We start from the raw sequence: 26,673 nt of genomic DNA on the forward strand, positions 1-26,673 counted from the left end.
AATATCAACACGATATTCCAGACGGTCTATGGGAACAGCTTGATATTCCGTTGTTGTAAAAACTGGATGGACTCCTGCAGGGATGTTGCATCAAAGTGGTAGACTTCCCCGACGATATCTTTCCACTTATCAAAATCTTTCATTTGATATTCACGGATGTTTCGGTAGGTCATCACTTTCAAGGTCTGATTGCGAAGAAAGTAGCACTGATTGCCCTGGAAGCGGACTGCGGTGATTCTTCTCATTGTAATGTTGTCATCAGAATCCAAGTAAGATGCTTCTATATCGGACTCTAATTCTTCTTCCTCTAACGGGATCCACTCTATGGTTTTTTTGACAAAGGATTTGCCATTTGAACGTCGATTCACTTCAAATTCACGAATGTCTTTCTGGGTAAAAATGATTTCTTCCCCGAAACCGTGAAGAAGATGCTTTTGCCTCGCTTCAAGCTCCACAGGCTTCATGATCGGGGATCCATATCCAACATCCACATAGAGCTTACGATTATCGATGGTAATCATTAATCCAAGATGACCCGGTTGCACTCTGACAAACTGACAATGGAAGCCTAACTTTTTCAGCAGTCTTCCAAAGTTGATGTTTAATGTAAAACAGGTGCCTCCCCACCCTTTAGAGTGGAGATTCTCTGCGAAAGTGTGCAAGGAAGGAACAAAGGATTCACCTTGAGAAAAGTAATAGAATTTACTAAAGGTCTCATATGGGATCCTGATCAAGTGCTGCTGGATAAGTCGTTGCAAATAGTTCAATGTAGGCGGCTCTTTATCCATATTTAAATAGTTTACATATTTTTTTACTGCTTCCAATCCGATCACTCTTTCTACTTTTTCATCAGGCAGACTGTAAACTGGTGCTGAAGAGTAAACTCACGAATAGGATCGTAACGCCCGGACAGGAACGTATGTAATGATTGGAGTAGTCCCTCTTTCTCACTATCCTCTAATTGAGTGAACCAAGATAAGGAGCCTACCCGCTCACACCAGGACTGTAACGTAAAATCGACTGCGTAATAAAATGTGTAAAAGTCTTTCAAGTTAAAGTCAGCTTCCTGCCATTCTAACAGCCATTCCACAGGAATTCCATTCAATTGATTCCCTGATCCCGAGGGAGTCATATCTATATATTCATTTAAAAACGTCATCGTATCCTTTGCCACTTCATGGTTTGGAACGAAGCTTGAATCACTCACAATGAACGTCCCTTTTTCCTTCAATATCCGTTTCATTTCGCTGATCGCCTTTGGACGGTCGAATAAATGCCAGCTTCTGTGAATCATCGTGATATCATAGTACTGATCTGGCAGATTCGTAGATTCAGCTGTACCTGTAAGATATGGGATGTCCAAGTATTGCTTACTCTCTAATGCCTTGGCAGCTTTCCTAAGCTCAATGGACGGCTCGATCCCGATCACTTCTGCTCCACGCTTGTGCAGCTTTCGTGTCAAAGCACCGGTACCCGACCCAATTTCAGCTACTTTCCTTCCTTCCCACACAATTCCCCTCACCTTTAATGTATCAAAAAATTGATGCGGAATATCCTCACCAGACGCAGCATAACGAGAGGTCACATGACCAAAATTAACTTCCATATACTCTCTTCCCCTATCATAATTGAATTTCCCTCAAATGAGCATTACGATTTCATGTCAACTCCATCACAAAACCCTGCCAACAACACCATACCTACTACATTCTGTACCCTGTCCCAAAACTCCTGCCAGGGACGGACCTTGACGATTTTTGTATCGTAATAATTAAAAATCTTCTAAATAAACTCTTACTTTAAGGGATTATCCTGTTTTGCCCGGTTATAAACCTTGAGTTATATTATTATATTTCTATCATTTGAGAAGGGAAAACGAATAAGAAACCGAGATCCGTCCCTAACCTAAAAAAAACGGTCATCAGAAATGACCGTTTGAGATGTAATGATGTTTAGTTGTTTGCTCCAGCTGCGATTCGCTTTACGTTTTGTTCAGCGGTTTTTGTCAGGTCTGGAGTGAACCCATTTTTCATTCGTTGATTTTCTTCATTGAAGTAGTCTTGAACTTCTTGATCAAATTCTACTTCGATGAGATCACGAATGTCTGTAATTCTAAGGGCGATCATAATGGAAACAAGATGAGCCACCGTTAAGGATTTCTTCTTGAAATTCACTAGCTCATTAATCGTAGCCACTCTCAACCCTGTTAAGCGATGAAGATCGCCTTGTGTCAACCCTCTTTCACGCAGGATTTCTCCCAATTTTATGTGAATTTTATGGGGAAATTTATTTAGCGCTTCTATTACAATTGTATTTGTCTTTTGGTGAATCATGATGCTTCAGCTCCTCATCCTCTACCATATTAACGCGAATTCCGTCATTCGTGAACCGGCAAAAAATCCCATGTCGACGGGTACTTTTTACCATTCAATTTTGAGTGAGTGTGAAGGCATCGTACCCTAAAAAAAGAAGACTCCAGGAACCGACCGGATGTCTTCTACTATTCGTTTCGTTTTACATCAGCACATTCTGGACAAGACTCGTTTTCAGGCTTTCATACACTTCCTGCCATACTTCTTGATCTTTAGTATATTGAGAAGTTAAGCGTTGAATCATTTCCTTCTGCTTTTCCGGGAAAAGCTCATGATCCTTCGGCGGCAGCTTCGCACGTTCGTCATCCACGATTTTCTTCACCATCGGAGCTCTTGGACCCCATACAAGCTTCTCATTCCCATCACGATCGATGAAAATAAAAATGGGAATCGCTCTCGATGTGCCATTCGTTAAGTATTGATCCATCAGTTCAAGGTTTTCGTCCCGTAAAATCATGCGAACGTCCATGTCAGCGGATTTTGCCACTTTTAACAAAATGGGGATATTCAGCATGGCATCTCCACACCAATCCTCCGTGATGGCAATCACTCGTAAAGAGTGTTCTCCAAGTATATTCAATACCTCTATGTCTTCCTGTGGAATCGTAAAGTTTTTCTTGATCGCTTCGGTATTTTCTTTATGTACACTCATATATTCCAAGTAATCTTCAGGTGTCATCCCTTTACTGAACCATTGTTCTAAGTTCATGTTTCTTCCTCCCTCAGCGCCACACATTCCAGTGAAGCACGAACAACATTTCTCTTATTTTCTCTTTATAGCATATTCATGTTTGTCGTATTCCACAAGGAAAATATACTTTTTATTCTATTCAAAATTTCAATTGTACGATTATGCCTGTAGGAATATAATATAAGAAAAGCACCGTAATGGACAGGTTTACAGGTTCTTATGAACTCCTTCTATTAACACTCTGCAACAAAAAAAGGAATAGCACACTGCTACTCCTCAGGCTTTCTTTCCAGAGGGGGAGGATGGAAATAGATAAGTATGCGAAGAGAAATATCTTTCATACATCTTTCCTTAACAGAAAAAAAGCTGACTCAATTGTCAGTTTCATCCTCACTTTTTTTGGTTAAAGTAGATAGGTATAGGACTACTCTTCAATTGACTCATCTTAGACATCTTGTGATTTCTCAATTATTTTTGCCACTTTATTATAGTAGTAGTTCAGCTCGACTAGGCTATCTGCCTCCTTCAGTCTTTTTATATACTGATTTGCTTTTTCATAGTCTTCTGGTGGCAGTTCAACCTTGATTCTTTTTTTCCTCCACTTCGCCAACAGGTTTCACCTCATTATGGTTTGGAGATCCTCCCTTAGAGGTCGGTTCGAGCTGATAATGAGATAGCTCTTGGATATAAGACGCTTTGGTGTTTGCTAAATTTTGTTCGATTTTTCGTGTGATGACGGAACTTCCCCCGATTCCTGATAATAAACTAATATAGATGACATACCAGATCGGGACCGTTTCAACAACCGGTAATACTGACAGATACCCTGCTAGAATGCCTATGATAATATCCTTTGTTGAGCCAAAAAGATAGTGCTTCTCACCTTGGTCATCGATAAATTTTCGCGGAAAAGTGAAATGACCATTTTTGAAAACCAGAATATGTCCTAAGCCTCCAATACCACCCATTAACATTGGCAACAAGATCACTTCGAATAAGGACATTCTATCCACCCTCTGGAATCATTTACTATTATTATACATTATTTACAGAAAATTCAGAATAGATAATTGGACGCAATTTTGTCCACTAAAGGAGTGCCAAAATGAGAAAAATCGTGATGAAAGTCTCGTCAGTCGACAAACTTCGATTCCAAAACTACATGATGCATTTAAAGAGAGCTGAATCAAAAGTCGAAGCGGATACCTATTACCGCTTGGCTAAACAGATCCTGGAGAAAGCAAAAAGGAAGCAAATATAACATTTAATGAGAAAGTGCCGAAAAAATATCCACCGTGCATATACGTCCCTCGTGCCTTGATAAGGTTCAGGAACTTTCTAATCAAAGAAAAGAAGAGCCCTAACAGCCCTTCTATTCAATCAGTCTATTTAATTGACACCTACTGCATTGTACGCCGCGTTCACACTCGCCACCTCGGCACTTCCTGCACCATATAGATCTGTAGCCGCTTGAACTGCTGCTGAACGAAGCTGGCTAAAGTTTGAAGATGGTGTCAAGTATTGAGTTAATGCACGGTAATAGATCGCCCCGGTTTTATCCGTACCGATTCCCGTCACCTTCACACCATAGTGAGTTCCACCCTGACTTAGCAGATAGGCCGCTTTATTTCCTATTCCACTATTGATATGAACCCCACCATTGTCCTGCGTCCCTGTGTATCTTACAGAATAGTGATCCGGATCACCGTATTTTGCCGGATCAGACATGGAGCGAAGAGCGTCCCCACCTTGATTAGGCGTGTAGATGTCTTCCCCGATCTCCCAATCAGGATTATTATTTGTATCGTATTCTACCAATGTTCCAAAGATATCAGACATAGATTCGTTGATAGCCCCTGACTCATTTTGGTAAATCAGATCAGCTGTTGTATCCGTTACGGCATGTGTAAGCTCATGTGCTACAACGTCCAATCCTCCTGAAAGAGCAACAAATGTTGAGCCGTCTCCATCACCATATACCATTTGCTGTCCATTCCAGAATGCATTATTGTAGTTTCGGCCATAATGAACCGTTGAATTGAGGGCTGCGCCATTCCCATCATAACTGTTTCGGTTATGTGTATCGGCGTAATAATCGTAAGTTTGACCTGCGTAATAGTGAGCATCTACAGCAGCTGCATCATAGCTTGCATTGAATAGATTGTCGCTGTCTGCCCATAGGGAACCTGGCAGACGAGTACGACTCCCTGCGTCATAGGTGAAGACTCCTCCACCTCTTGTACGGTCTTGTAAATAATACGTAGACGATGAGAGGTAGGTATTTAACGATTTCGTGTCTCCCAGTACCCCTGTTCCTGATCCAACTGCATCGGTTCCACCACTTCCGGGACCTCCACCGCCGCCAGGCTTGCCACCGCCTACACCTTTCGCTTCATGAAGCTCATTTACTTTCCCCAGAATCTCACCTGTCACAGCATCAACGAAATAATTCCAGTTCCCTGGTTCCGGAGCAAGGAAATTATAGTTTACGAGATAAGCGTAATGGGCTTCCCCATCTTTCATATAGATCACTGAATCGGATTTCGGTGCATATTCATAGTCAGGTTGGCTGCCTACAAGGGCTACCAGGTCTTTTTCCCCTGCCGAAACTGCTTCTTTTTTAGATAATTTTTTGGTTTGTTTCAGATTTTGTTTTTGATCCAGGTTTGTAGCTGGTGCTCCCGATAATGCAGTCAGGACACCCTCCTTATTCACATGCGCTGTTAGAACTGCTCCGTATACAGGCGTTCCTTTATACACCTGCTGGATACGGAGATATGTAAATCCTAAATCATCCTTACGTTTTTCTGTCACTTTGAAGGAAAGCTTGGAGTCACCTTTGAACTTGAAGGCCTTTTGTTTTTCCATTAAATAATCAAACACGATTGTTTCCGGGGCATTGGTGGATGCCTTGGTTAATTTCCCCGATATAAACTGAGGAGTTCCCGTCTTCTCATTGAAGTTTACCTTTTCACTCACATTTGGAGCACCCAATGCTTCCGGAGAAAATACCGGGCTCATCATTAACCCTGCTGTTAACCCTAATGCTACGACTTTTTTCTTCAATTACAACACCTCTTTATTAGAATTTTCTAACTATTTAAAACATTAGTTAAACTATAGTACAAGCACTATCCACAACGAATGAGTTAATAGACCTACATTCTTCTTTTTTCAACATCGGGTTAAAATACCTACACAAAACGCAGGGAAATCATGCTTTTTAGGAAAACTTGAACTAAAAAGAGGGACGGACCTTGAATTTATTTCAAGGTCCGTCCCTCTTCCGTACAAAAATAGCCCCTGGAAATATAAGGTTTCCAGGGGCTACGCATATTTTATTAACGTTTTTGAATTTCTTGAAGCAGCAGTTTGTTGACAAGCGGCGGGTTGGCCTGTCCTTTTGTTGCTTTCATGATTTGACCAACGAGGAAGCCGATGGCGCGGTCTTTCCCATTCTTGTAATCTTCAATGGATTGTGGATTGGCATCGAGCGTCTCCGTCACAATCTTGAGTAAGGCACCTTCGTCAGAGATTTGAACAAGACCCTTATCTTTCACGATTTGTTCTGGATCTCCACCGTTTTCCACTAGTTCTTTGAACACTTTCTTCGCAATCTTGGAAGAAATCGTTCCTTTTTCGATTAACGCAATCATGCCAGCTAATCCTTGAGGGGTCAGCTTAACGTCTTCAAGCTCTTTTTGACCGGCATTTAAGTAAGCTGAAACTTCACCCATCAACCAGTTGGACGCAAGCTTCGCATCCGCTCCTGCCTCAACGGTTTCCTGGAAGAAATCAGACATTTCTTTCGTCAATGTCAGAACCATGGCATCATACGCAGGTAAGCCCAAATCTTCTACATAGCGCTTTTTACGCTCATCCGGAAGCTCAGGAATCTCTGCACGGATGCGGTCCATCCACTCTTGATCGATGTGGAGATGTAATAAATCAGGTTCAGGGAAGTAACGGTAGTCATCCGATCCTTCTTTGACACGCATGAGGATCGTTTTACCTGTTGATTCATCGAAACGAAGCGTTTCCTGTTGAATCATTCCTCCGGATAAAAGAACCTTTTCCTGACGGACGATTTCATACTCCAATCCTTTTTTAACAAAGTTAAAGGAGTTCAGGTTTTTAAGCTCGGCTTTCGTTCCGAACTTTTCCCGGCCGATTGGACGGAGGGAAATGTTGGCGTCACAACGAAGCGACCCTTCTTCCATCTTACAATCGGAAACCCCTGTGTATTGAATGATGGATTTCAGTTTCTCAAGATACGCATAAGCTTCTTCCGGTGTGCGGATGTCCGGCTCAGATACAATCTCAATAAGAGGAGTACCTTGGCGGTTATAGTCGACAAGGGAATAACCGTCGCCTGAGTGCGTCAGCTTTCCAGCATCTTCTTCCAGGTGAAGGCGAGTGATTCCGATGCGTTTCTTCTCACCGTTCACTTCAATTTCGATCCAGCCGTTTTCACCGATTGGCTTGTCAAATTGAGAAATTTGATAAGCTTTCGGGTTATCCGGATAGAAATAGTTTTTACGGTCAAACTTCGTATCCGTTGCGATTTCACAATTCAATGCGATTGCGGCTTTCATTCCGAACTCAATGGCACGCTTGTTCACCACCGGAAGTACGCCGGGATATCCAAGGTCGATGACGTTTGTATTCGTGTTCGGCTCTGCTCCGAAATGGTTCGGTGCCGGAGAGAACATCTTACTGTCCGTTTTTAATTCTACGTGGACTTCTAGTCCGATTACTGGTTCAAAGTTCATTGATTTCACCCCTTACAGTTGTGGTCTTTTTGTATGGAAGTCTGTAGCTTGCTCGAACGCATGAGCTACGCGATATATCGTGCTTTCATCAAAATGCTTTCCGATGATTTGCAATCCAAGTGGCAATCCAGTTGAAGAGAATCCACAAGGTACAGAGATTCCCGGTACACCTGCTAGGTTTACTGGAATCGTTAAAATATCGTTTGCATACATCGTTAATGGATCATCGATTTTTTCTCCAATTTTGAAAGCTGGAGTTGGTGTTGTTGGTCCAATAATGACATCATATTTCGCAAATACATCTTCAAAATCTTTCTTGATCAGTGTACGGGCCTGCTGTGCTTTTTTGTAGTAAGCATCATAGTATCCAGAACTCAATGCAAATGTTCCAAGCATAATACGACGCTTCACTTCATCCCCAAATCCTTCTGCACGGGTTTTCTTGTAAAGATCAAGAAGGTTCTCTGCGTTTGGAGTGCGGTAACCGTAACGAACACCATCGAAACGGGCAAGGTTTGCAGAAGCTTCAGAAGACGCTAATAAGTAGTACGTTGAAACACCAAATTTAGAGTGAGGAAGAGAAACTTCTTCCCATGTAGCTCCCTTGCCTTCCAACACTTTCAATGAAGCAAGCACTGATTGACGGGCTTCTTCGCCGACACCTTCACCTAAATATTCTTTCGGCACAGCAATCTTCAAGCCTTTCACATCGCCTGTCAGAGCTGCCGCGTAGTTCGGAACCTCAACATTCGCTGAAGTAGAATCATTCGGATCAAGACCAGCGATCGCTTGCAGTAAATAGGCATTATCTTCTACGTTACGAGTGATCGGCCCGATTTGATCCAGTGAAGAAGCGAATGCTACAAGACCGAAACGGGATACACGTCCGTACGTTGGTTTTAAACCGACAGTACCCGTGAATGCTGCTGGCTGGCGAATCGATCCACCTGTATCCGACCCCAGTGAGAAAGGTACTTCTCCAGCTGCAACGGATGCTGCTGAACCACCTGAAGATCCACCGGGAACCGTTTCAAGATTCCATGGATTGCTCGTTTTCTGGAAACCGGAGTTCTCAGTAGATGAACCCATCGCGAACTCATCCATATTCAGTTTTCCGATCGTAATCGTATCGGCACTATGTAATTTATTGATAACCGTAGCATCATAAATCGGATTGAAGTTTTCAAGGATTTTACTGGCACAAGTTGTACGAAGTCCTTTTGTTACGATATTATCTTTAATCCCGATCGGCATTCCGAATAGCAGACCTTTGCTTTCGTCTGTACCAAGCTTTGCATCCATTTCTTTCGCTTTACTGCGGGCATTTTCTTCGTCTAATGTTAAAAATGCTTTTACTTTATCTTCAACGGCATCAATACGTTTGTATGATTCGTCTACAAGATCTGTGACAGATACTTCTTTCTTATGTAAAAGCTCATGAAGCTCTGATAATTTATGGTCAAATAATGACATGAGGTCCCCTCCTTAGTCCAAGATCGATGGAACGCGTACTTGTCCATCTTGTTTGTCTGGTGCGTTCTTTAGTACTTCTTCACGTGGCAGTCCTTCAACAGGCTTATCTTCACGCATAACGTTCTTCATATCCAACACATGACTCGTTGCTTCCACATTTGAAGTATCCAATTCATTCAGCTGCTCGGCAAACCCGATAATCGCATCTAATTGAGTTGTAAACTTTTTCGCTTCATCCTCTGTGATGGCTAGTCGTGCAAGGTGGGCAACATGCTTTACTTGCTCTTCAGAAATTCTAGTCATCTTCTTCACCTCCGTATATGTTCGAACACTCACAATACTATTGATAATACCAAAATTCGCTTCATTAAAGCAACTATGATAAGAGATAACGATGGTTAAGAGCATGGCTGATTCTTGTCCATACCTCCATTCATTCTACCACGAACCGGGGATAGGATGTGCCATTTTGTGAGGGATGGACCTTGGGTGGGGGATCACGCGGTGAAATTATAGTTAACGCATTCCATTTGCTTCCTCTCCTCCAATTGATTACCTTTAAATAGAGTACTTAAAATGAGAGGATTTTTAGAATGCATCCTATTTTATTAGCCTTTGTCGTTGGAATTGCGGGCGGCGGGGTATTTACACTTCTACACCTCCCCCTGTCCTGGCTTCTCGGTTCTATGACTTCAGTCTTCTTCATCAATAAATGGACGAAGCTCGATTTAGCATGGCCCTCTTATTTCAGAGATCTTGGATTAATCATAGTAGGCTATGCCATTGGCCAAACCTTTAGTCAGGAAACCATGATTGAAATCTTCACTCAGCTTCCTTCCATGCTGACGATGACGATTGCCATCATTGTCTTCAGTATGGTACTTGCTTATATTACGTCTAAAATGACGGGAATCGGTCTTTCCTCAACCATTACAGGAAGTATACCGGGAGGACTTTCGCAGATGGTGGCCCTTGGAGAAGAAATGAAGAATATAGACTTAACGGTTGTGACAGTCCTGCAGGTGATCCGTTTATTATCGGTCATCTTCATTGTACCGTTTCTGGTGTTCAGCCCCCTTTTAACAGGAGGTGGTGGATCCAGTTCCGGGAATGCTTCACTACCATTCGAAGTACCCTCATTCCAATGGGTCTTCATCTTATTCTTCATCATTGCCATTCTATCAGGGATTGTGGCTAAAAGAACCCATTTACCCACCCCTGCAATGCTGGGACCGATTTTAGTCATTGGCGGCTTCATGGTGGCTGGGTTTTCTGTATCCCCAATGCCCGATCCGTTCATCATTCTTGCTCAATTATCCCTCGGAATCTACTTTAGTTTCATGATGAATTTCTCTTCATCTAAAGAGTTGTCCAAGTTCATCCTTTGGTCTTTGTTTACTTCCGTCTGCCTGCTATTATGCTGCGCGGGCCTTAGCTTTGTATTAAGTCGCTGGCATGACATTACATTTCTTACTGCCTTTATTAGCTTGGCTCCGGGGGGAATGGCTGAAATGGCCTTAGTGGGACAAGCCGTCAACGCGGATCTTTCCATCATTACCGGATATCACTTATTTCGGATATTGTTTATTCTATTTATCATCCCAGCGATTTTGAAAGGGCTGTTCAAACTCTCATTTTTCAAAAAAGGCACACAGTATTAAAAAAGCTTCTTTTTAATCGATGAAAAGAGGCTTTTCTTTGGCTTTTGTTTCGTTTCGGCTTCAGAGTTCTTTTCATTTTTTTTCTTCACATAGATTTCCTCTTTATCAATGGCATGATCATAAGCGAGGACGAGACCAATATCGGTTTCGATCTCCTTATTTGTCACCATTGAAAACGAGACATGATAGGTATCAGCGAGCTTGATGTATTTAGATAAGAAGGAGTAGCTCATATTACCATTTAATAAAAGCTTCGCCTCAGGATGCTTCTTCAGACTCTCCTGAACTTCCTTATACACTCCTTTTTCCCTTACCTGACTCTGGGTCAGGGCAATGACGATTCGTTCCCGCAAGCTCCCGAGAAACTTTCTTCTCTCATCAGGCTTCGTTTGCTTCTGGCCATATATTCCATTATCCAGGTAATCATCAATCGTTGGTTTACTCAAAACCACAAGCACCTCCAAAACGGTCTAATTACAGTTTCTCCTACACTATATGTTTACATGTGTTCGTTTGGTTCAGTACTATTTTCTCTTATGGAAATGCTTTCAGGCAACTAAAAGGTCCGCTTCCAAACAGAAGCGGACCTTTTGGCTTTATACGAATAGAGATTGCAGTATAGCCTTCTGTACATGTAATCGATTCTCCGCTTGCTGAAATACGGCAGAACATGGTCCGTCAATGACAGCGGCTGTCACCTCTTCTTCACGATGTGCCGGGAGACAATGGAGAAATTTCACTTGTGGTGCAGCATGTTGAAGCAGCTGTTCATTCACTTGATATGGTTTGAAGTCTTTAAGACGCTTAACTGCTTCTTCCTCCTGCCCCATACTTGCCCATACATCGGTATATACGATATCCGCGTTCTTAACCGCTTCAACAGGATCGTAAGAAAGAGTAAAGCTTCCCCCGTTCATCCCGGCAAGCTCCACCGTCTTCCCGACAATTTCTTTATCGGGTTCATATCCTTCAGGACAAGAAACGACGACATCCATTCCAAGCTTCGCACATAGAATCATAAAGGAGTGTGCCACATTATTCCCGTCCCCTATATACACAACCTTCAATCCTTTTAGCGTTCCCGCAAGTTCCAAAATCGTGAGTACATCCGCCAATGCCTGACAAGGGTGGTAAGTATCGCAAAGTCCGTTGATCACTGGCACACTCGCGTACTGGGCCAGTTCTGTAACTTTCTGAGTTTCAAACGTACGGATCATGATTCCATCCACATAAGAAGAAAGGACCCGTGCCGTATCTGCGAGCGACTCTCCTCTACCCAGCTGTATATCACGGGCATTCAGGTAGATGGCATGACCTCCCATCTGGAGCATTCCCGCTTCAAATGAAACACGGGTTCTTGTGGATGACTTCTCAAAGATCATACCAAGGGTTTTCCCTTCCAACACCTTTGAGTAAGGATTTTTCTTCAAGTACTGTGCCAGTGATAAGAGCTCATATACTTCTTCCGTTGTGTAATCCAACCACGTGACAAGATCTCTCCCTTTTAAAGAAACCTTTACCGGTGACGTCGCAACACTTGAATTCATCATACTCTGCTCACTCCCTGTATGGATTTTGATGGTGCCAATGGAATGGGGTTCACCTTACATGCCTTCATACTTCGAATGAAGGCATACAAGGTCTCTGCTTCTGTTAAAACGGTGACCCCTGCTTCTAATGCAGCAATTCTTCTCTTCTTCATTTCATCCGTTTCTTCATGACTGAAATACACCGTGGCATTGCTTGTTTCAATCCAGTCACTAAACGAAGTTTCCGTAGAAGTCTGGTATTGTTTTAATTCTTTCTGGTCACTATCGATATAAACCGTTCCACCGGTCTCTACATCCTCATGCAAGCCTTCAAATACTTTAAACAGGGCTTCTTCAACCGTTTTACCCAGACATAATCCTTCTCCCGTTGACTTCATATTGGCTCCGAGTGTTTGATCGATCTCCGGCAGGGCATGTGATGAGAATACAGGATACTTCACTCCAACAACGTCTATTTCTGAAGGAGGGCTAAAGGCGTCTATCTTCAATGTCTCATCGCACATAAGGTCTGTGGCCATATCGATTAATGAGTAACCAAGAACCTTGCTGACCACCGGAACCGTCCTGCTTGCTCTTGGGTTCACTTCCAACATGAATACCTCTTCACCCTGCAGCAAAAATTGAATGTTCATGATCCCTTTGTAATGAAGGGAAGACACAATCTTCCGGGCGTAACCTTCAATCGTTCTCTTGATTTCAACTGACAGGGATTCAGAAGGAAAAATAGACATGCTGTCCCCTGAATGGACGCCTGCCCGTTCAATATGCTCCATTACTCCGGGAACATACACTCTGTCTCCATCCCCCACCAGGTCAACTTCAATTTCCTGACCTTCTTTAAATTCATCTATTAAAATAGGAAAGTACTCTTCATCCGCTTCCTGTATAAACTTCTGCATTTCGGGTTGTGTCGTTACCTTCACCATCCCTTTTCCTCCAATCACATAGGATGGACGGCAGAGAAGAGGAAAGGTTAAATGTTGTGCTACTTGTAATGCTTCCTCTTTACTGTGACAGATATCCCCCTTCACACGAGGTATCTCCAGTTCATCCAGCAGTTGATAAAAACGTTCACGATCCTCTACACGGTCAATGATATCTGAAGACGTCCCAAATAATTGGGTGCCTTTCTTCTCTAAAATAGAAGCCAGGTTTAATGCCGTTTGTCCGCCGAATTGAACGAGTACGGTATCGACGTTCTCGTGCTGGATAATGGAAAGGATCGATTCTTTCGTAATAGGTTCAAAGTACAATCGATCTGCCGTCTCATAATCCGTGCTCACGGTTTCTGGGTTATTGTTCACCATGATGGTGGTGTATCCATGCTCTTTCAATCGGTGAATCGCCTTAACCGCACTATAGTCAAACTCGACCCCCTGACCGATTCGAATCGGTCCCGCTCCAACAATCAGGACCTTCTTCCCTCCTTGTAACGGTTCAATCTCATTGTCTCCATAATAAGTAGAGTAGGCATAATTGGTGATCGCTTCGAATTCACCTGCACATGTATCCACCATTTTAAAGGCGGGCACAATTCCTTCCTCCATTCTCATTTTTTCTATTGACGCTTCCGGTTTCCCCATTAATCCGGCAATGGTTTTATCCTCAAACCGGAATTGCTTTGCTTCTTTCAAAAGATCAGAAGTGAAGTCGGATGTTCTCAGCTTATTTTCCATGAAAACTAAGTTATTCATGATAGACAAGAACAGCTTATCGATTCCTGTCTTTTCATGAAGTGTGTAAATCGAATGGCCTCGTTTCAACAATTCCAGCAGTTCAAAAAAGCGAAGATCCGTTGGTATTCCAATCCTTTTTTCCAGCTCTTCATGAGATAAGCCGGCCAGTTCGTTATATATGTTTTCTAAGGACAGATCCAACGACTGAAGAGCTTTATAAAAAGCAGCCTCTAACGAACGCTCAATCGCCATCACTTCACCCGTTGCTTTCATCTTCGTTCCGAGCACCCGATTCGCCTCTGGAAATTTATCGAATGGCCATCTTGGAAACTTCACCACAACGTAATCAAGAGCCGGTTCAAAGCTTGCAAAAGTAGTTCTCGTCAGCGGATTGATAATTTCGTTCAACGTATAGCCAACAGCAAGCTTAACCGCTATTTTGGCGATGGGATAGCCTGTTGCCTTCGATGCCAAAGCAGAAGACCTGCTCACCCTTGGGTTCACTTCAATCACATAGTATTGGTTACTGTCAGGGTCTAAAGCAAATTGTATATTGCATCCTCCCACCACTTCCAGCGCACTGATAATATTAAACGCCGCTGTACGCAGCATATGAAACTCTTGATCTGTCAGAGTTTGAGACGGAGCGACGACGATGGAGTCACCCGTATGGACACCAACAGGGTCGAAATTTTCCATATTACAGACGGATATACAATTTCCTTTCGAATCTCTCATGACTTCATACTCAATCTCTTTGAACCCGGCGATACTTTTTTCCACCAGTACTTGATGAATCGGACTCGCCTTTAATCCGGTTTGAACGAGTTTACTATATTCCTCCCTGGTTGAAGCGATACCGCCACCTCTTCCCCCCAATGTATAAGCCGGGCGCACAATGATCGGGAAGGAAATCTTTTCAGAAAAAAGGATAGCCCCTTGAAGATCGTGTACGATATCACTTTCTGCCGTTGGATGTCCCAATGTGTTCATCAAGGTTCGAAATTTCTCTCTGTCTTCCCCTTTTTGAATCGAATCCACAGAGGTACCAAGCAGTGTCACTTCATACTCCGCGAGAACTCCTCTTTCATCCAGCTCCACTGCAAGATTCAGAGCGGTTTGACCTCCAAGATTTGCGACGATTCCGTCGGGGCGTTCACTAGCGATAATCGCAGTTAATGTTTTGACCGTTAAGGGCTCGCAGTACACTTTGTCAGCGTAGGTCGTATCCGTCATGATCGTCGCCGGATTATGATTCACGAGTATTACTTCATACCCTTCATCCTTCAGGGCAAGGCAGCCTTGTGTACCTGAATAATCAAACTCTGCTGCTTGCCCGATGATGATGGGACCTGATCCGATTATGAGGATTTTTTGAATACTGGAATCTTTAGGCATACATCTTCTCTCTCCCTGGTTGTTTAATCGTTTGATAGAATTGTTGGAATATCCACGAAGCATCTTCCGGACCCGGACGCGCTTCAGGGTGAAATTGAACTGAAAGGATAGGCTTGCTTATATGTTGAAGTCCTTCAAGGGAACCGTCATTGACGTTCATAAAACGCGGTTCCAACCCGGTTCCTGTTAAACTGGCCCTATTCACGACATAATTGTGATTTTGTGATGTGATAAACACCTCTCCGGTTTGGTTGTCTATGACAGGATGATTCGCTCCTCTATGACCGAATAATAATCGTTCGGTATTCCCTCCGAGTGCCAGAGCGATTAATTGATGCCCTAAACAAATTCCAAGGGTCGGAAGCTCCATGATTTTTCCCTTCAGCTTGGGTAAAAGACTCCTCATTTCTTTCGGATCTCCCGGACCGTTCGACAACACCAATCCGTCCACGTTCATCTGATCCAGAAGCTCAAGCTGATGATAGGGAATGACGGTAACAATACAATCCATCTTTATCAGACTGGATACAATCGATTTCTTCACACCGAAATCGACGACGGCTATGTGCTTGTTTCCACTACCCATCTCGCGGATCTGAGAAAGGGCTACCTTTTCGATTTGACCTGTAAGCTTTTCTTTTGAAGGAAGCACTTCTGTATAAGATATACACGCATTTTGAGTTCCAACATCTCGGATCGCCTTCACTACCTGCCTCGTATCCACACCTGTCATGAAGGGAATCTTCCACTCCACGAGATAGTCTTTAAGGGAAGAAGTGGCATGGTAATGAGAATACAACTCTGGTGATTGGAGCATGATCACCCCTTTTACCTGAGGCTGTGAGCTCTCGAAGTCATCTTCGTTCACGCCATATTGACCGATGAGCGGATAGGTGAAAACAACGATTTGATCTTTATAGGAAGGGTCAGTCAGTACTTCCTGGTATCCCGTCATCCCCGTAAAAAATACAATCTCACCCTGAACGGGATCTTCTTCATCCATTGTGACTTCACCTATAAAGGTCTTTCCGTTTTCTAAACATAAGTAACCAGTCATGAGATCGCCTCCTACAATTGAATTTTTATTTACGTTAAGGTATTTTTATACATTTATTCCTAAAAAAATAGATTAGTAGACACGGGGTGATTGATGTTGTTTTAGCGTGTCTCCCAGTATGTGAAGTGCCTGATCGAGCTCGTCATAAGTGACCGTTAAAGGTGGTAATAGACGGATGACATGAGTACCTGCCGGAAGCGTCAATAATCCATTGATCCGTAGCTCATCGATGATTTCTTTTACTTCCATATCAAATTGGATGCCGATTATAAAGCCGATCCCTTTTACCTCATTTACGCTCCGGCATTCCTGTAGTTGATTCTTCAGCTTCTGCATAAAGTACTCAGATTTCCTTTGTACTTCTTGCAGGAACACTTCATCAACAATCGTTTCAAGAGTCGCTTTCGCTGCTGCCATCGCTAATGGATTGCCTCCGAATGTGGATCCGTGAGTTCCTGGCGAAAAGGAGGAAACAAGATCTTTTTTTCCCATCATCGCACCTACGGGAAAACCGCTTCCTAGTCCTTTAGCCGTCGTGACGATATCCGGTTTCAGGGAATAATGCTGATAAGCAAATGGAGCTCCCGTACGCCCGATCCCTGTTTGAACTTCATCGACAATGAGTAAAGCACCCATCTCCTTGCACTTCATTTCAACTGCTTGTAAAAAAGAAAGAGTACCAGGGTTCACCCCGCCTTCCCCTTGAACCACTTCTACCATGATGGCCGCAACATCTTTTTCTTTCACGTTCGAAAGAGCCTGTTCGTCGTTATAAGGAAGATAGTCAAAGGTTGGAACCAATGGACCGAAGCCGCTATGAACCTTCTCCTGCCCCGTTGCACTCATGGTCGCAAAGGTCCGGCCATGAAACGATTGCTTGAAGGTCAGGATTTTCGTTTTCCCCGTGTGCTTTTTGGCTAACTTAATCGCTGCTTCGTTCGCTTCAGCTCCACTATTACAGAAGAAGACTGAATCCAATCCGCTGGCGGAAGCAAGAAGTGAAGCTGCCTCCTCCTGCAGAGTAATCGGAAATAGGTTGGATACATGCCAAAGTTTATCCAACTGCTTTTCCAGAGCCTCTTTAACAACATGAGGAGAGTGACCTAAATTACAAACCGCTATACCTGAAATGAAATCCAAATAGGATTGCCCGTTTTGATCTTGAACAACCGTGCCGTTTCCTGAAACCAATTCAATATCCAACCGATTATAAGTAGGAAATACATGACTCATACCGCCTCGACTCCTCCTTCTGTTATATGTGTACCCAGCATTTCACCGTCTTGAATGATCGTGTCCTGACACCCGACGATCATGACTTCTTTAATATTAAGCTGCAGAACCGATAGGGCTGCCTGCACCTTTGGGATCATTCCGCCGTGGATGATTCCGGTTTCTATATAATGAAGGATTTCTTCCTTTGTTACACGTGAAACAATTTCCCCTTCTATTAAAATTCCGGGAACGTCTGTGACAAAGACCAGCTTCTCTACTTCCAGGGCTTCTGCTATGGCAGATGCAGCCAGGTCTGCATTCACATTTAGCTTTTCCCCCTTGGCTGTAATGGCAAGGGGAGCGATAACAGGCACGTAGTTCAGCGAAAGCAGATTGTTTAACAGAGTAAGGTTAACCTCTTCCACTTTGCCAACATAACCCAGAGATCCTTCATCCATGATGCTGGCCTTTAACAAATGGGCATCGTACCCGCTTAATCCGATTGCGTTTATCCCTGCCAGATTGAGTTGATGTGTTAACTCGCTATTCACTTTGCCCTTTAACACTTGTTCAACGACACCAAATACCTTCTTTGTGGTTTTTCGCTGTCCATTGATGAAGGTGGATTCGATGGCCAGTTTATTCAGCATAGCCGTAATCTCAGGACCTCCCCCGTGAACAAGTACTACATGGTAGTGCTGCTGAAGATCTTTTATACTTTCATAGAAAAGGGATGAGAGCTTAGAAAGGACACTTCCTCCCAGTTTGATTGCAATCACTGACTTATGTTCGATAACTTGCATTGATTTTGACGTAATCATACGTAAGATCGCACCCCCAGGCTTTTCCTTTTCCATCTCCACCATGCAACCCGACAGATATGATCACATGTTCCGCTTGCATATACTGACTTACACTCTCTTCATTGAATGGCCGGGGAGTACCATTTGAAAACACGAGGGTTTCTCCAATATAAATGTCACATTGATGGGGATCGATCGTTACCTCACTGTGTCCCATGGCACCGACGATTCTTCCCCAGTTTGGATCCCCGCCAAAGAGTGCCGTTTTGACTAAATTGGAACCGACGATTTTTTTTGCTAAAATATTGGCGTCATGATGGGAGTGAGCTCCTTTAACGTTCACTTCCACGAGTTTGGTTGCTCCTTCACCATCCCGGGCAATTTGTTTGGCCAGATCTTGACATACGTGAATGAACCCCTCTTGAAAGTGATGCCAATCAGGATGGCTTTCATGTAAAGTATCGTGCTCTACCATCCCGTTTGCCATTGCAATGACCATGTCATTCGTAGACGTTTCGCCATCTACAGTGATTTGATTAAAGGATTGATTGATCGCTGTCTTAAGTGCATTTTGCAGGAGGGTGGATGAAATCGATGCATCCGTTGTAATGAAGCCAAGCATCGTAGCCATATTCGGATGAATCATACCAGATCCCTTCGCACATCCTCCGATTGTGACTGTCTCTCCATCTATTTTCACGCTATAGCATGAAGTCTTTTCGATAAGATCCGTCGTTAGGATGGCCTGTTGAAAAGACTCTGCACTTTGCTCTGTCGAAGCAACCTCGATTTCGTTGCAGCCCTTTTCAATCTTCTCCATAGGAAGCAACTCACCAATGACTCCTGTCGAGGCAACGGCTACGTACTCTTCCGGAATTTGAAATCGTTTGGCCGTCCACTCCCTCGTTTGATAAGCATCTTTTAATCCTTGTTCACCCGTACAGGCATTTGCGATCGCACTGTTCACCACAACCACTTGCAGAGTGTGAGATTTCAAGATGCTTTCTTGTGTGACCTTTAGGGGGGCAGCTTGAAAGTGACTTTGCGTATATACCGCTCCGACTTGTGCAGGCTTCTCACTGTAAATGACCCCAAAGTCTTTCTTTGAGTAACGAAGACCTGTGTGCATCCCCCCTGCCTTGTACCCGAGAGGTGAAAGAATCGTTCCTCCAGGAATGTGTTGAACAGCCTTTTCTTTTACTAGTTTCATTGATTCTCCCCCTCTTATGGATAAATTGGATAGTGATAGAGCCCCGTTGTTTCGTCTAAACCGAGCATCAGATTCATGTTTTGAACCGCTTGGCCGGCAGCTCCTTTTATCAAGTTATCGATCACAGAAACAATCGTCACCCGATTCGTCCGTGGATCTGCTTTTATCGCGATATCGCAGAAATTGGTGCCGAACACTTCTTTTGTACTTGGGAACTGCCCCACAGGACGGATCCTGATGAAGGGATGCTTCTCGTAATAGTCTTGGTAAATGTTGTGCAACTGCTCAGTGGTGTATGTGCTTTTTAATTCTGTATACATCGTAGCCATAATCCCACGGGTCATGGGAATAAGGTGAGTCGTAAAGGTAATGGGTCCCGCTTCGCTGTTCCACTCCTTCAATTGCTGTTCAATTTCAGGGGTGTGCTGGTGTTGATGAACCTTATAGATTCGTAGATTTTCCTGAGTCTCAGAAAAGTGACTGGATTGAGTCGCTTTTCTCCCCGCTCCCGATAATCCCGTTTTGGCATCGATAATGATGGAATGAGGCTCTACAAGCTCATGATGGAAAAGCGGAGCCAATCCTAGAAGGGTGGCTGTCGGAAAGCAGCCTGGGTTCGCGATCAGTTCCGCCTCTTGTATGGATTGTCGATTGCATTCTGTGAGACCATACACCGCTTTCTGTAAAATATCTGAAGATGCTGATTCACCTTTGTACCACTCTTCGTATTCTTGAGGATTCTTCAAACGCAAGTCCCCTGAAAGATCGATCACTTTCGCCTTTTCACCAATGATTTTCTGAGATAATTCCTTCGATACACCGGATGGAACGGCCAAAAAGACGAAATCAAGCTGCCTCATTTCCTCGATTTTGATAGGATTCACTACTTCTTGTGACAGGTTAAAGAGGTGTGGATATTGCTCTGCATAAGGTGCACCCTCCAAAGAAGATGAATACAAAATACAATTATCTACATTCGGATGATTTACCAACAATCGATACAGCTCCACTCCACCATAACCCGTACTACCAACAATACCAACATTCATACCTATTCACCACACAGATTAAATTTAAATTAGCTCTAATTATATGTATGTATATTAATAAAATCAATAGTATATTTATAAATAATTTCTATAAAGTTAAACTATTCACAAATTCACTTCGATAGTACTAGATTGCGGATCGCCCAAAAAAGGTCCGTCCCTCAGGGTATAGCAACCCCCGAGGGACGGACCTTCATTATATTTTTATTTAATTGAACTTTTTAGAATTGAGCAGCCTCTGTCGACCCTTTAAGGGCTGTTGTAGAGGATGTTCCACCTGAGATCACCATCGATACTTCGTCAAAGTAACCTGTTCCTACTTCGCGCTGATGTCTTGTAGCTGAATAGCCATGCTTCTCGCTGGCAAATTCCGCTTCTTGAAGCTGGGAATATGCAGCCATCCCACGCTCTTTGTATCCTCTCGCAAGCTCGAACATGCTATGGTTCAATGCATGGAATCCTGCAAGCGTTACGAACTGGAATTTATAGCCCATTTTCCCAAGCTCTTTTTGGAACTTAGCGATCGTTTCATCGTCCAGTTTCTTCTTCCAGTTAAAGGATGGTGAGCAGTTATACGCCAATAATTTCCCTGGATACTCAGCATGAATCGCTTCAGCAAATTGGCGGGCTTCCTCAAGGCTTGGTTCCGATGTTTCACACCACACAAGATCTGCATAAGGAGCATAAGCCAAGCCTCTTGCAATCGCCTGATCAAGGCCCGCCCTTGTACGGAAGAACCCTTCAGGAGTGCGTTCCCCTGTAATGAACTGCGCATCATACGGGTCCACATCGCTCGTGATTAAATCTGCGGCATTCGCATCCGTACGGGCTACGATTAATGTTGGCACACCCATTACATCCGCTGCCAGACGTGCTGAAATTAAATTCTTCACGGACGTTTGTGTCGGCAGTAATACTTTGCCTCCCAAGTGTCCGCACTTCTTCTCAGAAGAAAGCTGATCTTCAAAGTGGACGGCTGAAGCCCCTGCTTCGATCATACCCTTCATGAGTTCGAATACATTAAGCTGTCCGCCAAAGCCTGCTTCTGCATCGGCTACAATCGGGACAAACCAATCGATTGATTCATCACCTTCAACATAGTGAACCTGATCAGCACGCTGTAAGGCTTGATTGATTCTCTTTACGACGGATGGTACAGAGTTCGCAGGATACAAGCTTTGATCGGGATACATCTGCCCGGCCAGGTTGGCATCCGCCGCTACCTGCCACCCGCTTAAGTAGATCGCTTTCAGACCGGCTCTCACTTGTTGGACAGCCTGATTTCCAGTCAAGGCACCAAGGGCATTGATATAGTCTTCTTTGTGAAGCAGATTCCACAGCTTTTCAGATCCGTGTCGGGCAAGGGTATGCTCAATATCAATTGATCCTCTTAAACGAATAACATCCTCAGCCGAATAAGGGCGGGATACCCCTTTCCATCTTTGATCCATTTCCCAATTCTCTTGCAGTGCGTTTACGCGTTCGTTATTTGCTTTTACCATTGATAATCTCTCCCTTTTGTTTGTTTATTGGTTTTGAATTTCTATAAGAATCAATCGAAGTTCTTTCATGAATTTCTATTTAACCGGTATGCAGTTAGTTTGTGAGGTCCGTCCCTCTAATCACTGCAGCGGTAATTCGTTAAAGTGTTTAAGCTTGTGTCTTCAACCTATATTGCTTTATTGATGCTTTTTGCAGGTCCGTCCCTCTAAAGGATTCGGTAGCCTGGGATGGTAAGGAAGTCTGTGAATTGGTCGTTCTGGATGAGTTGGTCGAATAGTTGGACGGCTTCTGAGAACCGGCGCTCTTTGTACAGTTGTTCTCCCATTTGGCTTTTGAGTTTGGTTAGTTCTTCTTGCTTTAGTTGTTCATATAGATCGATGGTGATGTTTCGGCCGTCGTCAAGAACTCCTTTGGGATGACGGATCCATTGCCATAGCTGAGCCCGGGAAATTTCAGCCGTTGCCACGTCTTCCATTAAGTTGTGGATCGGTGCTGCTCCTTGGCCGCTCAGCCAGGAAGATATATATTGAATTCCGACGTTAATATTTAAGCGGACACCTTCTTCTGTTATCGTCCCTTGAGGAACTTCAAGAAGCTCCTGCTCTGACACGTTGAGATCATCTAATGTTTTCTCTGCAATTTGATTATCATTTTTCATTTCCTGATTGAAAACGTCCATGGCAACAGGTACGAGACCAGGATGAGCTACCCAAGTGCCATCATGACCATCCCGCGCTTCTCTTTCTTTATCTGCTCTCACCTTGTTAAACGCTTCTTCGTTTTTAACAGGATCGTTTTTAACAGGGATCTGCGCCGCCATTCCTCCGATTGCAGGAGCTCCCCTTCTGTGACAGGTCTTTATCGTGAGCAAGGAATACGATCTCATAAAGGGTGCTGTCATCGAAACAGTTGAACGGTCAGGTAGGATCACATCCTCTTGCTCCCTGAGTTTTTTAATATAGCTGAAAATATAATCCCATCTTCCACAGTTCAACCCTGCTGAATGCTCCTTTAGTTCATAAAGGATTTCATCCATTTCAAATGCCGCTGTGATGGTTTCAATCAGGACCGTTGCTTTGATCGTCTCTTGAGGAATTCCGATATATTCCTGTGCAAATATAAACACATCATTCCAGAAGCGCGCTTCCAGGTGACTTTCTAATTTAGGTAAGTAAAAATAAGGGCCTTTGTTCGTTGAGGTTAAATGAGTTGCATTATGAAAAAAGAATAAACCAAAGTCGACAAGGCTTGCTGATATTGATTTCCCATCCAGTTCGATATGTTTCTCTTCCAGATGTAATCCTCTGGGCCGAACAATTAATACGGCATGTTCTTCTTTTAATTCATAACGCTTCCCATTCGGATTCGTGAAGTCTATTGTTTGATGTACTGCATCTCTGAGGTTGATTTGTCCTTCTATGAGGTTCGTCCATGTAGGTGAAGTGGCATCTTCAAAACATGCCATAAAACATTTTGCACCAGAGTTCAATGCGTTGATGACCATTTTACGGTCAACAGGTCCAGTGATCTCCACCCTTCTATCTTGTAAAGCTTGAGGAATCGGACTCACTTTCCATTCACTTTGTCGAATCGATTCTGTTTCAGGTAAGAAGTGAGGAAGCTCTCCTCCATTGATCCTTTCCTGCTGTTTCTTTCTGTTGTGTAACAGCTCTCTCCGATTTGCTCCGAATCGGCGCTCCAGTTGTTCTAAAAACTGCAATGCTTTCTGGGATAAAATCTCATCAAAGCCTGGCTGAAGTTCCCCAGTTACCTTGATACCAACCATTTTAGTAGACATTGAACACCATCACTCCTTAGCAGTATTAAACAAATCTCTATTGTTATAATACAGATTATTTATCATGTTTGTATTATATAACAGAGGATTTAAATTTGGAACAACTTTCTGAAAATTTTCTTTCGACAAATTTCGCAGCACTATCAAGAAGGACATGCATCACAAATTTCCTTCTAATGTAAAAAAGAAAACATAACAAAAAGAGGTCCGTCCCTCAGCCACTGTGAAGTGACGAGGGACGGACCTCTTATCGATATTCAAATTATTTTACGATGTCTTTGGCAACAGCTTCGTCGAATTCCGCTTGGACTTCAGCACTTGGTTGTGGTCCAACCTTACTGAAGATCACGATTGCCAGCATAGCAAGGAAGAATCCTGGAACAATTTCATACAGTTCGAATGGAATAACCCCAGCTACAGTCAGCTGTTTCCAAACGACAACTGTTACAGCACCAGTGATCATACCAGCCAATGCACCGTTTCGTGTCATACCTTTCCAGTATAGAGACAACAGGACGATTGGTCCGAACGCGGCACCAAATCCACCCCATGCGTAACTTACCAGATCGAGAATCTTCGTACCTCCGCCATTCGCAGGGTTCCCTTGAATAGCAAGCATGATCGCGATGAATGCGATGAGAAGCACTCCGGCACGACCTACCCATACAAGTTCGTTGTCAGAAGCATTCTTACGGATGATCGCTTTATAGAAATCCTCCGCTAACGCACTGGATGAAACGAGTAATTGGGAATCGATTGTACTCATGATAGCAGAAAGAATCGCTGCTAACAGAATTCCGGATACCCATGGATTAAATAAGACGTCTGTGAAGAAGATGAATACTTTCTCAGAATTATCAACATCACCTGTGATCAACGGCATATCAGCGAAATAGGCGATACCGGAGAAACCAACCAGTACAGCACCAATCATTGATAATGTCATCCAGCTCATACCAATCCAGCGTGCCTTTGGTACATCTTTGGTTGATTTAAGTGCCATAAAGCGGGTGATGATATGCGGCTGACCGAAGTAACCAAGTCCCCACGCAAGGAGTGAAACGACTCCAATACCCGTCATCGTGTTCATTGTATCAAGATTTGCCGCGTCAACAGAACGGACAGCATCAACTGTAGCATTCCATCCACCCAGCTCTGTAATAGCAACGATTGGTGTAATGATTAGCGCAAGGAACATGAGAATACCTTGTACGAAGTCAGTCCAACTTACTGCTAAGAATCCTCCAAGGAATGTGTAAGAAATGATTACAGTGGCACCAATCCAAAGTGATTGATTGTAAGACATCCCAAACGTTTCCTGGAATAATAACGCTCCGCCTACAAGACCTGAAGATGTGTAGAAGGTAAAGAATACCAAAATGATAACTGCTGAAATGACACGAAGGAGACGGGAACCATCTCTAAAACGATTTTCAAAGAAGTCCGGAACCGTAATAGAATCGTTTGCAACCTCCGTGTAAGCACGTAGTCTTGAAGCGACGAATCTCCAGTTTAAATAAGCACCAATTACTAACCCAATACTTAACCAGATCGAACCTAAACCAATTGCATAAGCAAGGCCAGGAAGTCCCAGTAATAACCATGAACTCATATCTGAAGCACCAGCACTTAATGCTGCTACCCCCGGTCCTAAACTACGTCCTCCAAGAACGTAATCCGATAAATTACTTGTTAATTTGTAAGAAATAATACCGATTGCGAGCATTCCAACTAAATATACGATAAAGGTGACTAAAGTAGCTATATCCATTGTGTAGTTAGCATTCTCCTTTCAATAAAATTGTATTGCTTTTCGTTAGGTGCTTAATCTAACTTTCGAACCATGCTAAAAGACATCTCAAATTGTAAATCCAACAGTTCTTTACCCCATGCATACGGGTTGTAAACTTATTCACTCAATAATGTTTGAAAAAGTTTATTCTGCGAAGCGACGTTCCGTAACAAGTTCACAACGTTATTAATACTAACATACATTCACAACGTTAACACACAGAATTTTCTAAATACATTTACCTATATGAATAATTATTCATATAATTTGCATATATTTTTATGAAAGCGCTTTTTTAGCTATATCTATTCATAAAAATTTATAAAATTAAGTTACTTTTTGTTCACAAATCTGTTTCATTTATCTGTTTTCACTAACGTTAGCATCATTATTTTGCAACAAATGATACATTCATATACATGAAGAGAAGAGGGGGAATAGAAAATTTTCTGGATGGGTTCTTGAAACGGGTATGCAGTTTATGTTATTCGTCTGTAAAAGCCAAACAAAAAAGCCTGAGATTCCCCAAGCTTTTTACCGATTACATTTTGTCCTCTAATTTCTTCACTCTCTTTTCTAATTTCTTGTTTTGTTCAAGAAGGATCATGACGATCGAGAAAGCCCCTCCGGCTAAAACAAATGCGATTATTTCC

23 protein-coding genes are annotated in these 26,673 nt (G+C 43.1%); 2 read left to right on the plus strand and 21 right to left on the minus strand.

Going from position 1 to position 26,673, the window contains the following annotated elements; translation table 11 throughout:
- Positions 1 to 26: 26 nt before the first annotated feature.
- The 6 genes from ACIFOD_RS17865 to ACIFOD_RS17890 form a co-directional block, all read right to left on the minus strand.
- Positions 27 to 824, minus strand: a complete 798-nt coding sequence (locus tag ACIFOD_RS17865; protein ID WP_430315732.1) for an arylamine N-acetyltransferase — start codon at positions 822 to 824, stop codon at positions 27 to 29.
- A 14-nt stretch (positions 825 to 838) separates the two neighbouring features.
- Positions 839 to 1,606 carry a class I SAM-dependent methyltransferase gene (locus ACIFOD_RS17870; protein ID WP_430315733.1) on the minus strand — a complete coding sequence of 256 codons (768 nt, stop codon included), beginning with the start codon at positions 1,604 to 1,606 and terminating at the stop codon, positions 839 to 841.
- A 346-nt stretch (positions 1,607 to 1,952) separates the two neighbouring features.
- The gene (locus ACIFOD_RS17875; protein WP_324746472.1) at positions 1,953 to 2,333 is read right to left on the minus strand and encodes a helix-turn-helix domain-containing protein; all 381 of its coding nucleotides are present in this window, start codon (positions 2,331 to 2,333) and stop codon (positions 1,953 to 1,955) included.
- A gap of 181 nt (positions 2,334 to 2,514) precedes the next feature.
- Entirely contained in the window at positions 2,515 to 3,081 is a 567-nt protein-coding gene (locus ACIFOD_RS17880; protein WP_430315734.1) for a thioredoxin family protein, read from the minus strand.
- Positions 3,082 to 3,508: 427 nt separating this feature from the next.
- Entirely contained in the window at positions 3,509 to 3,673 is a 165-nt protein-coding gene (locus ACIFOD_RS17885) for a hypothetical protein (protein WP_181778055.1), read from the minus strand.
- Entirely contained in the window at positions 3,639 to 4,067 is a 429-nt protein-coding gene (locus ACIFOD_RS17890; RefSeq protein ID WP_113968513.1) for a DUF4257 domain-containing protein, read from the minus strand. The genes ACIFOD_RS17885 and ACIFOD_RS17890 overlap by 35 nt, the downstream gene beginning before the upstream one ends.
- Before the next feature lie 101 nt (positions 4,068 to 4,168).
- Here ACIFOD_RS17890 and ACIFOD_RS17895 point away from each other — a divergent pair, with 101 nt between their 5' ends.
- Positions 4,169 to 4,324 (plus strand): hypothetical protein, encoded by a 156-nt coding sequence (locus ACIFOD_RS17895; RefSeq protein WP_181778054.1) that lies wholly within the window; start codon positions 4,169 to 4,171, stop codon positions 4,322 to 4,324.
- A gap of 128 nt (positions 4,325 to 4,452) precedes the next feature.
- On the opposite strand, the gene ACIFOD_RS17900 is transcribed toward ACIFOD_RS17895, so the two are convergent.
- The 4 genes from ACIFOD_RS17900 to gatC form a co-directional block, all read right to left on the minus strand.
- Positions 4,453 to 6,087, minus strand: coding sequence for a M4 family metallopeptidase (locus tag ACIFOD_RS17900; RefSeq protein WP_430315769.1), 1,635 nt, complete (start codon positions 6,085 to 6,087; stop codon positions 4,453 to 4,455).
- A gap of 317 nt (positions 6,088 to 6,404) precedes the next feature.
- The gene (gatB, locus tag ACIFOD_RS17905; protein ID WP_397553127.1) at positions 6,405 to 7,835 is read right to left on the minus strand and encodes an Asp-tRNA(Asn)/Glu-tRNA(Gln) amidotransferase subunit GatB; all 1,431 of its coding nucleotides are present in this window, start codon (positions 7,833 to 7,835) and stop codon (positions 6,405 to 6,407) included.
- Positions 7,836 to 7,847: 12 nt separating this feature from the next.
- On the minus strand, positions 7,848 to 9,308 hold the full coding sequence (gene gatA / locus ACIFOD_RS17910; RefSeq protein ID WP_430315735.1) for an Asp-tRNA(Asn)/Glu-tRNA(Gln) amidotransferase subunit GatA: 1,461 nt from the start codon (positions 9,306 to 9,308) through the stop codon (positions 7,848 to 7,850).
- Between the two features lie 12 nt (positions 9,309 to 9,320).
- Entirely contained in the window at positions 9,321 to 9,611 is a 291-nt protein-coding gene (gene gatC / locus ACIFOD_RS17915; RefSeq protein WP_113968770.1) for an Asp-tRNA(Asn)/Glu-tRNA(Gln) amidotransferase subunit GatC, read from the minus strand.
- Positions 9,612 to 9,901: 290 nt separating this feature from the next.
- Between gatC and ACIFOD_RS17920 the strand changes: the two genes are divergently transcribed.
- On the plus strand, positions 9,902 to 10,969 hold the full coding sequence (locus tag ACIFOD_RS17920) for an AbrB family transcriptional regulator (protein ID WP_430315736.1): 1,068 nt from the start codon (positions 9,902 to 9,904) through the stop codon (positions 10,967 to 10,969).
- Here ACIFOD_RS17920 and ACIFOD_RS17925 read toward each other — a convergent pair.
- The 11 genes from ACIFOD_RS17925 to putP form a co-directional block, all read right to left on the minus strand.
- Positions 10,966 to 11,415, minus strand: a complete 450-nt coding sequence (locus tag ACIFOD_RS17925) for a YueI family protein (RefSeq protein WP_430315737.1) — start codon at positions 11,413 to 11,415, stop codon at positions 10,966 to 10,968. The two genes, ACIFOD_RS17920 and ACIFOD_RS17925, sit on opposite strands and share 4 nt — an antisense overlap.
- Positions 11,416 to 11,565: 150 nt before the next feature.
- Positions 11,566 to 12,516 carry an ornithine carbamoyltransferase gene (gene argF, locus ACIFOD_RS17930; RefSeq protein WP_430315770.1) on the minus strand — a complete coding sequence of 317 codons (951 nt, stop codon included), beginning with the start codon at positions 12,514 to 12,516 and terminating at the stop codon, positions 11,566 to 11,568.
- Positions 12,516 to 15,593: a carbamoyl phosphate synthase large subunit gene (locus ACIFOD_RS17935; protein WP_430315738.1), complete on the minus strand. Its 3,078-nt coding sequence runs from the start codon at positions 15,591 to 15,593 to the stop codon at positions 12,516 to 12,518. Before ACIFOD_RS17935 ends, argF begins: the two co-directional genes overlap by 1 nt.
- The gene (locus ACIFOD_RS17940) at positions 15,586 to 16,650 is read right to left on the minus strand and encodes a carbamoyl phosphate synthase small subunit (protein WP_430315739.1); all 1,065 of its coding nucleotides are present in this window, start codon (positions 16,648 to 16,650) and stop codon (positions 15,586 to 15,588) included. Before ACIFOD_RS17940 ends, ACIFOD_RS17935 begins: the two co-directional genes overlap by 8 nt.
- 72 nt (positions 16,651 to 16,722) lie before the next feature.
- A complete protein-coding gene (locus ACIFOD_RS17945; RefSeq protein ID WP_430315740.1) occupies positions 16,723 to 17,883 on the minus strand; it encodes an acetylornithine transaminase in 1,161 nt (386 codons plus the stop codon).
- Positions 17,880 to 18,668, minus strand: coding sequence for an acetylglutamate kinase (gene argB, locus ACIFOD_RS17950; RefSeq protein WP_430315741.1), 789 nt, complete (start codon positions 18,666 to 18,668; stop codon positions 17,880 to 17,882). Before argB ends, ACIFOD_RS17945 begins: the two co-directional genes overlap by 4 nt.
- Entirely contained in the window at positions 18,649 to 19,878 is a 1,230-nt protein-coding gene (gene argJ / locus ACIFOD_RS17955) for a bifunctional ornithine acetyltransferase/N-acetylglutamate synthase (protein WP_430315742.1), read from the minus strand. Before argJ ends, argB begins: the two co-directional genes overlap by 20 nt.
- 14 nt (positions 19,879 to 19,892) lie before the next feature.
- The gene (argC, locus tag ACIFOD_RS17960; RefSeq protein WP_430315743.1) at positions 19,893 to 20,927 is read right to left on the minus strand and encodes an N-acetyl-gamma-glutamyl-phosphate reductase; all 1,035 of its coding nucleotides are present in this window, start codon (positions 20,925 to 20,927) and stop codon (positions 19,893 to 19,895) included.
- Positions 20,928 to 21,148: 221 nt separating this feature from the next.
- Positions 21,149 to 22,429 (minus strand): isocitrate lyase, encoded by a 1,281-nt coding sequence (gene aceA, locus ACIFOD_RS17965; RefSeq protein ID WP_113968500.1) that lies wholly within the window; start codon positions 22,427 to 22,429, stop codon positions 21,149 to 21,151.
- Positions 22,430 to 22,635: 206 nt separating this feature from the next.
- The gene (aceB, locus tag ACIFOD_RS17970; RefSeq protein WP_430315744.1) at positions 22,636 to 24,228 is read right to left on the minus strand and encodes a malate synthase A; all 1,593 of its coding nucleotides are present in this window, start codon (positions 24,226 to 24,228) and stop codon (positions 22,636 to 22,638) included.
- A 262-nt stretch (positions 24,229 to 24,490) separates the two neighbouring features.
- A complete protein-coding gene (gene putP / locus ACIFOD_RS17975; RefSeq protein ID WP_397553139.1) occupies positions 24,491 to 25,999 on the minus strand; it encodes a sodium/proline symporter PutP in 1,509 nt (502 codons plus the stop codon).
- Positions 26,000 to 26,673 lie beyond the last annotated feature (674 nt).

The organism is Rossellomorea sp. NRS-1567 (assembly GCF_050467885.1).
Classification (GTDB): domain Bacteria; phylum Bacillota; class Bacilli; order Bacillales; family Bacillaceae_B; genus Rossellomorea; species Rossellomorea aquimaris_C.